Here is a 12924-nt window from a genome sequence, read left to right as displayed (position 1 = left end):
AGCTTATTTATAATTTGATATTGATATTTTTGATACTGCAATTATATAAATTTGAGACAAATTCGATATTTTTATAGACATTCTTTTAAGATTTCGAAAATTTCATCATGGCTTAATTGTTTACAGCATCCAGCTGTAATATTAGATGAATCTGCTACTTTTTTAAGCATATCTACATCAGTAATATTCATTTGTGTTAAAGTAGTTGGTAATCCAATTTCTTTAATAAAATCTGCTAATGCTTCAATTCCTTTTAAAGCTGTTTCTTTTTCAGTTAAATTAGTATCATCTACATGCCATACTTCTTTAGCAAAACGAGCAAATTTAGAAACTCCTGCTTCATAAATATGACGATATAATACTGGATGAATTACTGCTAATCCTTGACCATGATTACAATCAGTATAAGCTCCTAATTGGTGTTCAATTTGATGAGCTTGGAAATCAGTTACTTTTCCTAATTTTAAAATACCATTTTCAGCCATTGCTGAATCCCACATTAATTCACTACGAGCTTGAATATCTTGAGGCTCTTTAATTGCTGCTCTAATATTTCTAATAGTATTACGCATGATTGCTTCATTGATTTCATCAGAAACATTGTTTTCAAGCGGTTTTCCAAAATATGTTTCCATTGCATGGCTTAATGTATCAAAAGCTCCAGAAACAACTTGTTTCATTGGGACTGTTAATGTATAAGCTGGATCTAATACAGCAAACTTTGATAAAGCTCCTAACATTCCGGCTTTAATTTTTAATTCTTCGTTAGTAATAACAGCACCATTATTCATTTCTGATCCAGTTCCTGAAGCTGTTGTAACAGCTGCCATTGGAATAAATTCAGTTGGTAATTTTCCATCAACAAATTCCATTTGCCAAATATCTTGATCAACTTTAGCTTGGGCACTAACAATCTTACAACAGTCAATAACTGATCCACCACCAACAGCGATAATAAAATCAATTTGATTGTCTTTAACAATTTTAGCCCCTTCTAAGACTTTAGCATAAGTTGGATTAGACATAATACCACTAAATTCAAAAATATTTTTACCAGCTTCTTTAAGTAAAGTGACAACTTCATCATAAATTCCAGTTTTCTTAATAGATCCGCCACCATAAGCTAATAATACGTTATCTCCTACTGTTTTTAATTCAGTATTTAGAGCTTCTTTTAAAGCCCCTTGTCCAAAATAAACTTTAGGCATATTAGTCATTTTAAAGTTGTTCATAATATAATTACCTCTTTTCTTATTTAATAAAACCTAACTCTTCTAGCCAGTTTGTAACTGTTTGACTTTGGTCTTCTTCAATATCATTTCGACTTACAGCAAGACCATCTAATACTGTAACGTCTTTATCACTTAAATACTCACGCATATCATCTTCAGTACCACTCATACCACTACCACCGTGAGTTACAAATGGGACAATTGTTTTACCAGTTAAATCATAATTGTCGAAGAATGTTAAGATAACTTGCGGATAAGTATACCACCAGATTGGATAACCGATAAATACTGTATCATATTTACTCATGTCAATATTTAAATCCTGAATCTCTGGGCGAGCACCATCGGCTTGTTCTTGTTCAGTATAATCATATAATTCATCCCCTTCAGGATAAGCATTAACTGGTTCGATTCTTCTAAAATCGCCACCAACTTGATCAGAGATTTCTTTTGCAAGTTTTTGAGTATTACCACCATGAGAAAAATACACAACTAAAACTTTATCACTATCTAAATTAGTGCTAGCACTACCTTCTTTTCCATCTTCATTAACGATTGAATCATTAATTCCAACACTAGGGCTATCACTATTTTGATACAAGTAAAACCCTACCGCGGCCCCAACAATAACAATTACACCTAGAATAATTAAAATCTTTTTCTTCACAAGCATTACCTCCTTACTTTAAAATCCCAATTTCTTCTAACCATGGCTGGACATCACTACTATCATTAGCAGTTAACCCTTCTAACATTGTCGCTCCAGAAACGGCTGCTTCAATTCCTGGAATACTTTCTTCAATGTCACTACCACCACTAGTACAAAATGGAATAACTGTTTTACCTTCAAAATCATAATTTTCTAAAAATGTATACACAGCCATTGGCGCATCATGCCACCAGATTGGATAACCAATAAAGATAGTGTCATATTGATCCATATTATCAACTGTTGTTGAAATCTCTGGACGAGCATTGGCTTCTTTTTCAGATTCAGCAATATCAACAGTTTCTGAATATGAATCTGGATATGGTTCAACTGTTTCAATTTCTACTAATGTACCATTAGTTAAACTTTGAATTTCTTGAGCAATCGCTTCAGTATTGCCCGTTTTTGAAAAATAAGCAATTAAAATATTACTATCTTCTGTTGTTGTTTGATCATTAGTAGCATCTTGACTTTCATTTGTATTTCCACTAGATTCATCGTTATTACTTTGGTTATTAGATGAACATCCAGTAACAAATACCAGCATTACTAATAAAGCTAATAAAAATTTTTTCATTAATCTCACTCCTTATGTTTTTTTAATATTTTTAATTGCAATATATGTTAAAAGTCCAAATAAACTGAAAATTCCTAAATACTCAAATATATATCTCACCAAATTTATACTGCTATCAACATTAACAAAATCAGTCAACATAAATAAATATGCAATCAATTGATTTTTAATAAACATAATTAAACCAAATAATGCTAATCCATAAGGAATAACCAAAAAGATAATTGTTTTTACTACTTTAGAACTATCTTCAAATTTCTTAGCTAGCGGTCTTGAAATACTTTGAATATGCAATCCAAAATGTACTGCCATTAATACAAAACCCCAATAAGATAAAGTTAAATGAACTCTTCTAGCTAATGAAACTGGCATAAAACTTAAAAATGGTAATAATCTTGACATTGATAACCCGCTCAATACTAGAAAAACAACATCGACTAATAAAAGAAAATTAACTACGATATAGACCTTTTTTAATAATGGATACTTTCCTTTAAAAACTGTTTTGTACCAGTTTCTATTTAAAACATGATGAATAATAAAGCATATCGCCATCAATATTCCTAATACTTCGTGAACTGTTTGACCAGTGTTGAAAAAGGCCATCAAAAATAATAACAGTATAAACATAACAACATCTAAAATACGTTTTACTTTCAACTAAAAACACCATCTTCTTTTCGATTTAGATTTTATCAACCGGTAGTTACAACCGGTCAATTATTTTTTTGAAAACACATAATTTCACAAAATAATATTAACTATTGAATATATTGGTTAACTGGCGATCATATCATCATCAAGCTACCTTACTTTTTAACTGAGGATAATCGCTAATTTTTCCATTTGAATCTGATTAGATAATTCATCTAGATTTTGTGAATATTCCTGTTCAGTTTCGATTTCAAAAAAATCAGCCTCAATATTTTCATCAATAATATCGACAATTTCTTGAATATCTAACTCCCCCCTCTTTTATATCATCACTAGAACAGTCAAATGAATTGGGTCGATAATAAGCAACTAAAATACTTGTATCTTCATTTGCCATTTGATCTTGATTATTTTGACAACTACTTAAACCAATAACTAAAAACATCATCAAGATAATAGTGAAAACTTTTTTCAATATTAATCCTCCTTTTTTATTTAGTTTTATCGATTTGCTGTTGCCAAAATGCTATTGCATCATTTATCCATCCTTCTGCCAAAGTTCCAACTCCTAAACCAAAACCATGACCTAAATTAGGATATACATGAAATTCTGTAGGAATGCCACAATGCTTTAAACGATTTATTCTTCGCTCCATAGTTTTCCAATAAGCAATACCATCATTTTTACCAACACAAACATAAGTAGGTGGATCATTTGGGGTGTAGTCATTATGCCCGGTATATTGCATTACTACAGTACCAGCACGTGGATATAGATTTTGACCAAAGGAACCAGGACCATATGAACCTAAATAAGCAGCCATTCTCGCACCAGCTGAACCACCCCAAAGTGAATAACAATTAGTATCGACTTCTAATTCTTTAGCATGTTCAAAGATAAACGCTATCGCCCTAGCTAGATCAACACATGCCGTTTGTCCGCTATATGTGCGATATTGTAAAGCAAAGGCGTTATATCCTTGTCTAGATAGTTTTAAAGCATGAGGAAAGCTTTCATGAATTGAGCCAACATAAACAAAACCGCCGCCAGCGCTAATCAAAGCAAATGGAGCATTCTTTTTACCTTTAAAGAAGAATAATCCCGTATCTTCTTTACTTGGATCACTTGCTTTTTCTTCAGGTGAATAGATATCATAGAATATTGTTTGCCCATTGTTTACTTGATTTTCAAAGTATTCTAATACTTCAATTGTTGTATTGGTATTAATATAGCTATGATAAGGTAATAATGAATTTATATTACTTATTTTCATTGTTGGTGTTGGCTGATTAAAACCACTAGGAAAAATAAATCTGCCAAAGTTTTTAAATTTTGGGTTATTAATAACACTATTTACTAATGTATTTGAATTCATTTTGACCTCCTTATATCAATTAATAATATATTTTTCTTTTTCTAACTATATTTTATTAAAGTTATTTTTTAAAGTACAATACCAATATCGCATTTCAGTATACCTGGCAAGCATAATAAAAAAACTGCCGTTTTACCGACAGTTTTAGTTATTTTTATTTTTTCTTTTTTCTGATAAAAATCGATTTTAAGCCCCGACCAACAACCTGGAAAAAGCTTAGTGATCTAACCATATTTTGAGAAGGAATATATTTATTGACCGCTCTTAATAGCGCTTTATTATCCCTTGTAGAAAATGTGAAATTTCCATTTTGTTTAGTCTTGATGGCAAAGCGAGGAATCCATTTTCCTTTAAACATTACTGAAGCCATTACACAACTAACCTCTTCCCAAGGAATCTGAATATAATCGCGAATATTTTTTTCATTATAAAATTCAAAAGCTTTATCGCCAACCATTACTTTCCCATAAGTCGCTAAACCTAAATAAGAAGTGGCTTTAATTGTTAAATCTACTTTAGTGTTTAAAGATTGTACCATGTTATTCCTCCTAAATATTTTTTATCGATATTTTTATCTTACATGATTCCACAAAGACGTGCAATAATACCAACTGCGAATAATGCAACGATAATTACAATTGGTGAAACTTTCTTTCTTAATAACCAGCAGCATAATAATGTTAATAATAAAGCTGCTAAACCTGGAATTAATTGATCTAAGTTTTGTTGTAATGTAGTTACTTTTTCAACATTTAGACCATCTGCTCCTAAAGTACTATATTGTTCTAAAGCATATTTAATTCCATCAGCTCCAGATTTAACTTTATCCCAATCAATATATGCACCTTCAGATTGAGTTACTGTAGATACGATTGGTGTAAATGAAATAGTTACCCAACGTTGAACTAGAGCACCAATGATAAACATCCCTAAAATTGAAGCTCCTTGAGTAATTTTACCAAGTAAACCACCTGATAAATCTTGAGCAATTGATGTACCAACTTTATACCCAAATTCTTGTGTATACCAGATAAATGCCATTCTGATAATATTCCATGCAAAGAAGAATAATAAAGGTCCAATAATGTTTCCACTTAATGCTAAAGAAGCACCTAAAGCCCCAAGAATAGGTCTTAAAGTAAACCAGAATACTGGATCCCCAACCCCAGCAAGAGGTCCCATCATTCCAACTTTAACCCCTTGGATAGCTTGATCATTAATTTTGGCACCATTAGCTCTTTCTTCTTCTAATGCTAATGTAACCCCCATAACTGGAGCAGATACATATGGGTGAGTATTATAGAATTCCATATGTCTTTTTAAAGCTGCAATTTGATCATCTTTATTAGAATATAATTTTTTGATAGCTGGAATAATTGAATAACACCAACCACCATTTTGCATACGTTCATAGTTCCAAGAACCTTGAAGGAACTGATGACGCCAAGCGACTGATAAACGATCTTTTTTTGATAATTTAATTTTTTCTGCCATTGTTTTTTTCCTCCTTCAAGATTTTAATAATCATTTAATATATCACCTAATGGATCGCCAGAACCAGTTCCACCGCTTCCAGAACCACCATTTTCTTTTAATCCTAAATAGATTAATGCTAATGCAACACCGATAGCACCTAATGCAATTAATGTTAATTCACCAATAGCTGCTAATACGAAACCTAAAGCAAAGAATGGCCAAGTTTCTTTAGTTGACATCATATTGATAACCATTGCATAACCAACTGCGGCAACCATTCCACCACCAACAGTCATTCCGCCAGATAACCAGGCAGGCATTTGATTTAAAGCATCAGTTACTACTGAAGCCGGTACGATACAAAGTGCAGCAGCAGGAATAGCAATACGAACCCCTTGTAATAAAATTGCTAAAACATGCCACATTTCCATTGTTCTAAAATTCCCTTTTTCAGCTGCATTATCCATAAAATGCACCATTGGAATTGCAATAGTACGACAAATCATTGTTAAGAATAAACCAGCTACTGAAAGTGGGATAGCAACAGCAATTGATGTAGAGATTGCTGTTTGAACATCAGTAGTCCCACCTTGTAATCCTAACACCATGATAATAGCAGAAGCAACAGATGCTAAAGCTGCATCAGGAGCAACTGCTGCTCCAACGTTTGCCCATCCTAAGGCAATCATTTGTAATGAACCACCTAAAATAATTCCTTCAGTTAGATGTCCACTTACTAAACCAATTAATGTACATGCCACTAGCGGTTGATGAAATTGGAATTCATCTAAGATTCCTTCCATACCAGCTAATAAGGCAACTATAACGATTAAAATTATTGTAATTAAAGACATTATAATTCCTCCTGTTTAATTATTTTGATGCGTTAGCTAATTCAGCTTTCGCTTTTTTCAATAAAGTATCCATGTTTTCATTAGAATCACTAGGTACTTTACGTACATCAAATTTAATTCCTTTTTCTTTTAATTTTTCAATTGTTTTAACATCATCTTCACCCATAGCGATTGCTTTATTAACAACAACTTTTCCAAGTGAATGAGCCATAGATCCAATATTTAATTCTTTAATATCGACCCCACCTTCAATGGCTTTTAAAGCATCTTGAGGTGTTTCGAATAATAACATTGCTTTAGTGTTACCAAAACGTGGATCTTTAGCAACTTCAATCATTTTGTGAATTGGAACAACGTTAGCTCTTACTCCTGGTGGCGCAGCTTGTTCAATCATTTGTTTACGCAAATTATCATGGGCCACAGAATCAGAAACAACGATGATACGATTTGGTTGTGTAGTTTTTGTCCATGTAGTAGCAACTTGTCCATGTAATAATCTTGTATCAACACGTGCTAATACATATTTTATTTTACCATCACCAATAACTGTTCCTTCTGGGATTGCTCCTTGAGGTGTAGCAACAGGTGCTGCTTTTGCTGATGGTTTTTCTGGTTCTAAAGTTTCTGGTTTAACTTTAACCCCTTCACGAGCAACTTCTGTAATGTGTGTTGCAATTTCATGAGCTGTTTCCATTGACATTCTTGAAGCATAAGCTTCAATTAACATTGGTAAATTAAGTCCGGTAACAATAGCCCATGTGTCTTCATGGCCAGCAATTAAACCATTAGCTTGGTTAAATGGTGTTCCACCCCATAAATCAACTAAAAACAATACTTGTTCTTGATTTTCGAAGGTAGCAATTGCTGCTTCCATTTTTGCTTTTAAATCATCAGGTCCTTCGCTTGGTTGCAATGTTACAGCTTTAACATCTTTTTGCTCACCAAAAATCATTGACCCAGATTGCAAAATACCGTTTGCAAATTCTCCATGACTAGCAAGGATAATTCCTACCATAATATAAATTCCTCCCTTTCTTTTAAATACTCAACAACGCAAAAAAGCAGACATAACTATTAAAAGATATAATAATCCCATGGATATTAAATCTTAAAAATAGTTAATGCCTGCCTCACCAGTTACACACTATTAAGTATTCTTTTATGCAACAATCATAGCATTAAAGGGCTAAATTTGTCAAGCAACGTTTTAAAATTAAACGATACTAGATAAAATTCGCTCTAGATGTAGTGCTAAATAACCAACTTCAGTTTCTGGTAATTCTTTATTTAAAGCTTTAGATAATGCATTACACATATTAACCGCTTGTAAATAAGCAAATGGAAATTTTTCTTTAGTAAACTCACTGATATCCATCTGTAACTTTTCATTAGTATTTAATCTTAAAATCAAAAACTTGATATGATTCATTAACCGAGCATAAGATATTGAATTAACATCAATAACGATATTTAAGTCTTTTTGTAATTTATCAATACTTTCATGAATAACCCGCGTTGCTTCCATTGATTCCACAACTTGATTTGATGAAATTGCTGAATGGATATGTAACGTAATGAATCCAACTTCATCATCATTGATTTTAACTGCTACAAATTTATCGATTACTTCTTTTCCTTGTAAAGCTACTTCATATTCATCAGGAAATAATAATTTAATGTCATCTAAAAATGGATTTGAAGGCATGATATTTTCAGCCATTCTTTTAATTGCAAAATAAATATGATCAGCTAATGGTAAAAGTATATCGTTATCAACACGACCAAATTTTTCAACTGCTAATTTAATGATTTCAAAAGCAATTTCAAGATAAACTGGATCAATGTAATTAATAATATTATTAGATTTCATTTTTGAATTATAGTTTTTCTGCATCAAAAATTTTTTGGCATTTTTAGGTATTTCGATTTCTTGATTAACTTTTTTACCAAAACCAATCCCTTTATACATAATAATTACTTCATCATTTTCAAAAGCAGCTAAAACGGTATTATTATTTAATACTTTTATTATTTTATACATACTCTATCCCTTTTCAATTACATAACCTTAATATTGTTGTACCACTATCTTTTTTGCCATATTCTTTTTCAATTTGACAATTATCATCTATCTTTGTAACTACTAATAATATATTTTCACTAACTGCATTTTCCTTGATATACTCCAAATCCGCGTTCCATAATAAATCACCTTTTTTTACTCTTTGATTTGCATTTACCAATAATTCAAAACCATTTCCTTGTAAATTAACGGTATTAATTCCAAAATGAATCAATAACTCATAGCCATTATCAAGCTGAATACCAAGAGCGTGTTTAGTTGGATAAACCATCGTAATAATTCCATTGCATGGTGCTACAACTAAACCATGATAAGGTTTAATCATTACACCATCACCTAATAACTTATGGGCAAAAAGATCATCACATGAATCCTCAATTGGTAATACTTCTCCATCAACAACATTTCCTATTTCAATTACTGAAGTTTCTTTATTTTCTTTAACTGGTAATTCATCATATTCAGGGGGAATATTTTGTAAATATTCCTCTAATCTTACTTTAACTGAAGATGCTTTAGGACCATAAATAATTTGGATATTATTTCCTTGTAACACTATTGCTGCTGCCCCAGCTTGTTTCAATAAACTCTCACTTACTAAATCAGTATTTACAATTGCTGCTCGTAATCGGGTAATACAACAATCTAAATCACTAAAATTATCTCGGCCCCCTAATCCACGAACAATCATTTGGATTTGTTTATCTACTTCTATTTCATCAAATATTTTTTTATCACCAATTTTAGGCTTTTTAAAAACAACTAAACGATCATCATCTTCTCTACCAATTGTTTTCAAATTCAATTTTTTAATCAAAAATCTAAAACTAAAATAATATAATCCAAAATATACAATTCCTATTGGAATCATTAAAAGCCAGCTTGTTTTACTATTCCCTTGTAAAACCCCAAATACAATAAGATCAATCAAACTGCCAGAAAATGTTAAACCAACTGCGATATTACAAATATGAGCAATCATATAAGCACTTCCAGCTAAAATAACTTCGATTCCAAATAACAATGGCGCTGAAAACAAAAAAGTAAACTCTAATGGTTCCGTAATTCCTGTTAACATACTTGTAAGCGAAGCTGTTAATAATAAACTACCAATTGCTTTTCTTTTTTCCGGTTTAGCACATTGATACATCGCTAAAGCTGCTCCTGGTAAACCAAAAATCATAAAAATAAATTTACCAGTAAAATATTTAGTTGCTTCACTGCTAAAATGAACTACACTAGGATCAGCTAGCTGAGCAAAGAAAATATTTTGAGCCCCATAAACCATTGTGCCATTAACTAACATTGAACCACCAATTGCAGTTTGCCAAAATGGTAAATAAAAGACATGATGTAAACCAAAAGGCACTAGTAATCTTTCAATCATTCCATAGACAAAGGTACCAAAATAACCAGTAGATGAAATTAGGTGTCCTAATTCAAAAATCAAATTTTGAACAAATGGCCAAAAATAAAACATCACAATTCCAACGAAAACATAAACAATTGCCGAAATGATTGGAATAAAACGTTCTCCTTCAAAAAACGATAAAACACTAGGCAGTTCAATTTGATAAAAACGATTATGCAAAAAGCCAACCCCTAAACCAACAATTATGCCACCAAAAACCCCCATTTCTAAAGAATTAATTCCACAAACCGAAGTAATCGTCCCTTGTAAAACATGACCAGCAATCTGATCATTTATAAGCATTCCATCTAACGTTAACATACTATTGATAGTTGTATGCATAACAAAAAATGCTATGATCGACGATAAAACCGCTACTTCTTTAGCTTTTTTAGCCATTCCTAAAGCAACTGATGCTGCAAAAATTAATGGTAGATTATTAAACAGCACTGTTCCAACTTTTGTTAAAATCGTTAAAAAGCTATTAACAAATGTTCCTTGTCCTAAAAATGCGTCTAAATGAAGGGTTTGAATAGTAGTTTCATTAGTTAAAGATCTACCTATCCCTAAAAAGAATCCTGCAATTGGTAACAAAGCAATTGGTAACATAAAGCTACGTCCAATCCTTTGCAATACTCCTAAAATTTTTGATTTCATACTTCCCTCTTTCATTTTACAACCATTAAACTGTACCATCCCTCTTTTGGAACAGTCTTTTCAATCATTTAAAAGGTTTATATAAAAAAAGCCATAAAACTATCTACATAATAGACATTAGTTGGTTTTATAACTATATAAGCATATGGACTTTTTTTATCTATTAAAATACTAACTTATCTCTATAAATTATTCTTATCATTATTAAAAATTTGTCAAGTTCTTTTTTGTTTTTTACAAATAAAACTAGCTAATATTATTCTTTTACCGCTAATTTTTTTAAGATACCATTATTTTTTAACCGTGGTTGGATATTTATATACAAAATCGATGAAATAACAATTGCAAGAATTGCATTTACAGCTGTTGTTATTGCATTCCAAGAAGCCAAAGCAGCAGCGGCATTATGTGGTGAACCTAAAACAAAAGCAGTATAAAAATATGAGAAAACTGGTTCTCCTACTATATTAAATAACATTCCCGCACTAGTTGATAAAACAACTGCCTTCAATAATTTTTTCCCTTCTAATTTTTGAACATGAAAAATCTTGTGTGCAACAAAACCAGTTACTAGACCAATCCCTAATTTCAAAATCATTGTTTTAGGAGCTACGATTGCATATGTTGGATCTAGTAAATCGGCAATTCCCATTCCTATTGCTCCTGCCAAGCCACCTTCTAAACCACCTAATAAAAGTGCCGCTAAAACACAAAAAGTATTTCCTAAATGAAATGAAGTAAAACCACCTGGTGTTGGTATTTTAATTTGAAAAAACATGAAAGATATATAACATAATCCTGCCATTAACCCAATCATTACAATTTTTAATATTTTATTAGTATGCATAATTCCATCTCCTTTAACCAACAACAGTATAAACCAATCTACACTAGAAGAAAATAGCTATTATTATAAATCTTTTTTAATCCAAATACTAATATTAAAAAATCGGCAAAAAAGATACAGAAAATAAATTCTGTATCTAGAAGATAAAATAATGATATTTTAATAACTAAGTACCTATTATTTAGCGAATAAAATTAGTATGAACTGATTCTTCTTTTTCAGGTAAACCATATTTTTCTTTACCTAAATGAATACTCTTGATTAAAAATGCCATATTTCTTCCTAATGTTCTCATTGTTTGTAACCCTTCAAGATCTTGTTTAACCTCTTCGGCATTATTTCCATGTACCATATTCCAATATTGACTAGAAACTACTGGCATTTGTGAAATTGTAAAGTATTTGTTGATTTCATCAAATGTTGCCGTATTTCCTGCCCGACGAGCTGAAACAACTGCAGCTCCAACTTTCATTGTTTTGTCTTCAGTCATACTATAGAATAAACGATCAACAAAAGAAATCAATGTTCCATTTGCAGATGCAAAATATACTGGTGAACCAATTACGATTCCATCACATTCTTTAAATTTAGGAGCAACTTCATTTACGATATCATTAAAAATACATTTTCCTAAAGTTTTACATTTACGACAACCAATACATCCACGAATATCTTTATGACCGACATGGATAATTTCGGTTTCAATTCCTTCGTCTTCTAAAGTTTGAGCTACTTCGCTTAAGGCTGTATATGTACAGCCTCTAGCGTTAGGACTTCCATTAATTAAAATAACTTTCATTTTATCAAACACTTCTCCTATCTTATCTGTTCAATCCAGCAATCATTTCTACTGTTGAAGCATCATAATGATCAAAGAATGAACTTTCTTTTTTATCCATTTTAGCAATTACTGCCATATCTTCATCACTTAATTCAAAGTCAAAGATATTAATATTTTCTTGCATTCTTTCTTTTTTAACTGATTTTGCTAGTGGTACAATTCCTCTTTGTACTAACCATCTTAAAATTACTTGCGCAATAGATTTAC

Annotated in this window: 15 protein-coding genes; all 15 read right to left on the bottom strand. The window is 31.4% G+C overall.

Annotation, left to right across the window (positions count from 1 at the left end; all coding sequences use genetic code 11):
* Positions 1–71 precede the first annotated feature (71 nt).
* A complete protein-coding gene (locus B5F09_RS05080; protein ID WP_087372244.1) occupies positions 72–1232 on the bottom strand; it encodes an iron-containing alcohol dehydrogenase in 1161 nt (386 codons plus the stop codon).
* A 19-nt stretch (positions 1233–1251) separates the two neighbouring features.
* Complete coding sequence (locus tag B5F09_RS05075; protein WP_158095804.1) at positions 1252–1899, bottom strand: flavodoxin; 648 nt, start codon at positions 1897–1899, stop codon at positions 1252–1254.
* Between the two features lie 13 nt (positions 1900–1912).
* Entirely contained in the window at positions 1913–2518 is a 606-nt protein-coding gene (locus B5F09_RS05070; RefSeq protein WP_087372237.1) for a flavodoxin, read from the bottom strand.
* A 12-nt stretch (positions 2519–2530) separates the two neighbouring features.
* A complete protein-coding gene (locus B5F09_RS05065) occupies positions 2531–3178 on the bottom strand; it encodes a DUF4405 domain-containing protein (protein ID WP_087372234.1) in 648 nt (215 codons plus the stop codon).
* Between the two features lie 271 nt (positions 3179–3449).
* On the bottom strand, positions 3450–3647 hold the full coding sequence (locus tag B5F09_RS05060; RefSeq protein WP_087372231.1) for a hypothetical protein: 198 nt from the start codon (positions 3645–3647) through the stop codon (positions 3450–3452).
* 16 nt (positions 3648–3663) lie between these two features.
* Entirely contained in the window at positions 3664–4548 is an 885-nt protein-coding gene (locus B5F09_RS05055) for an alpha/beta hydrolase (protein ID WP_087299957.1), read from the bottom strand.
* 154 nt (positions 4549–4702) lie between these two features.
* Positions 4703–5086 (bottom strand): DUF956 family protein, encoded by a 384-nt coding sequence (locus B5F09_RS05050; RefSeq protein WP_087299955.1) that lies wholly within the window; start codon positions 5084–5086, stop codon positions 4703–4705.
* Positions 5087–5124: 38 nt separating this feature from the next.
* Positions 5125–6042: a PTS system mannose/fructose/sorbose family transporter subunit IID gene (locus B5F09_RS05045; protein ID WP_087372228.1), complete on the bottom strand. Its 918-nt coding sequence runs from the start codon at positions 6040–6042 to the stop codon at positions 5125–5127.
* A gap of 23 nt (positions 6043–6065) precedes the next feature.
* Positions 6066–6878: a PTS mannose/fructose/sorbose transporter subunit IIC gene (locus tag B5F09_RS05040; protein ID WP_087372225.1), complete on the bottom strand. Its 813-nt coding sequence runs from the start codon at positions 6876–6878 to the stop codon at positions 6066–6068.
* Between the two features lie 19 nt (positions 6879–6897).
* A complete protein-coding gene (locus B5F09_RS05035) occupies positions 6898–7893 on the bottom strand; it encodes a mannose/fructose/sorbose PTS transporter subunit IIA (RefSeq protein WP_087299948.1) in 996 nt (331 codons plus the stop codon).
* Between the two features lie 198 nt (positions 7894–8091).
* Positions 8092–8919, bottom strand: coding sequence for a PRD domain-containing protein (locus B5F09_RS05030; RefSeq protein WP_087299946.1), 828 nt, complete (start codon positions 8917–8919; stop codon positions 8092–8094).
* Positions 8920–8932: 13 nt separating this feature from the next.
* A complete protein-coding gene (locus tag B5F09_RS05025) occupies positions 8933–11029 on the bottom strand; it encodes a PTS transporter subunit IIABC (RefSeq protein ID WP_087299944.1) in 2097 nt (698 codons plus the stop codon).
* 256 nt (positions 11030–11285) lie between these two features.
* The gene (locus B5F09_RS05020) at positions 11286–11876 is read right to left on the bottom strand and encodes an ECF transporter S component (RefSeq protein WP_087372222.1); all 591 of its coding nucleotides are present in this window, start codon (positions 11874–11876) and stop codon (positions 11286–11288) included.
* Positions 11877–12057: 181 nt separating this feature from the next.
* A complete protein-coding gene (locus tag B5F09_RS05015) occupies positions 12058–12675 on the bottom strand; it encodes a flavodoxin family protein (protein ID WP_087299938.1) in 618 nt (205 codons plus the stop codon).
* A gap of 22 nt (positions 12676–12697) precedes the next feature.
* A partial coding sequence (locus tag B5F09_RS05010) for an aldo/keto reductase (protein ID WP_143357488.1) occupies positions 12698–12924 on the bottom strand: 227 nt, incomplete at its 5' end.

It is taken from the genome of Erysipelatoclostridium sp. An173 (genome assembly GCF_002160495.1).
In the GTDB taxonomy this organism is placed as follows: domain Bacteria; phylum Bacillota_I; class Bacilli_A; order Erysipelotrichales; family Coprobacillaceae; genus Thomasclavelia; species Thomasclavelia merdavium.
Note: the sequence above shows the minus strand (reverse complement) of the source record. Positions and strands in the feature narration are given on the sequence as shown.

Bases quoted from the DNA above. Each gene is read 5' to 3' on its own strand.
- B5F09_RS05080 (WP_087372244.1), bottom strand. From the start codon at position 1,232: ATGAACAACTTTAAAATGACTAATATGCCTAAAGTTTATTTTGGACAA.
- B5F09_RS05070 (WP_087372237.1), bottom strand. From the start codon at position 2,518: ATGAAAAAATTTTTATTAGCTTTATTAGTAATGCTGGTATTTGTTACT.
- B5F09_RS05055 (WP_087299957.1), bottom strand. From the start codon at position 4,548: ATGAATTCAAATACATTAGTAAATAGTGTTATTAATAACCCAAAATTT.
- B5F09_RS05050 (WP_087299955.1), bottom strand. From the start codon at position 5,086: ATGGTACAATCTTTAAACACTAAAGTAGATTTAACAATTAAAGCCACT.
- B5F09_RS05045 (WP_087372228.1), bottom strand. From the start codon at position 6,042: ATGGCAGAAAAAATTAAATTATCAAAAAAAGATCGTTTATCAGTCGCT.
- B5F09_RS05040 (WP_087372225.1), bottom strand. From the start codon at position 6,878: ATGTCTTTAATTACAATAATTTTAATCGTTATAGTTGCCTTATTAGCT.
- B5F09_RS05035 (WP_087299948.1), bottom strand. From the start codon at position 7,893: ATGGTAGGAATTATCCTTGCTAGTCATGGAGAATTTGCAAACGGTATT.
- B5F09_RS05030 (WP_087299946.1), bottom strand. From the start codon at position 8,919: ATGTATAAAATAATAAAAGTATTAAATAATAATACCGTTTTAGCTGCT.
- B5F09_RS05025 (WP_087299944.1), bottom strand. From the start codon at position 11,029: ATGAAATCAAAAATTTTAGGAGTATTGCAAAGGATTGGACGTAGCTTT.
- B5F09_RS05020 (WP_087372222.1), bottom strand. From the start codon at position 11,876: ATGCATACTAATAAAATATTAAAAATTGTAATGATTGGGTTAATGGCA.
- B5F09_RS05015 (WP_087299938.1), bottom strand. From the start codon at position 12,675: ATGAAAGTTATTTTAATTAATGGAAGTCCTAACGCTAGAGGCTGTACA.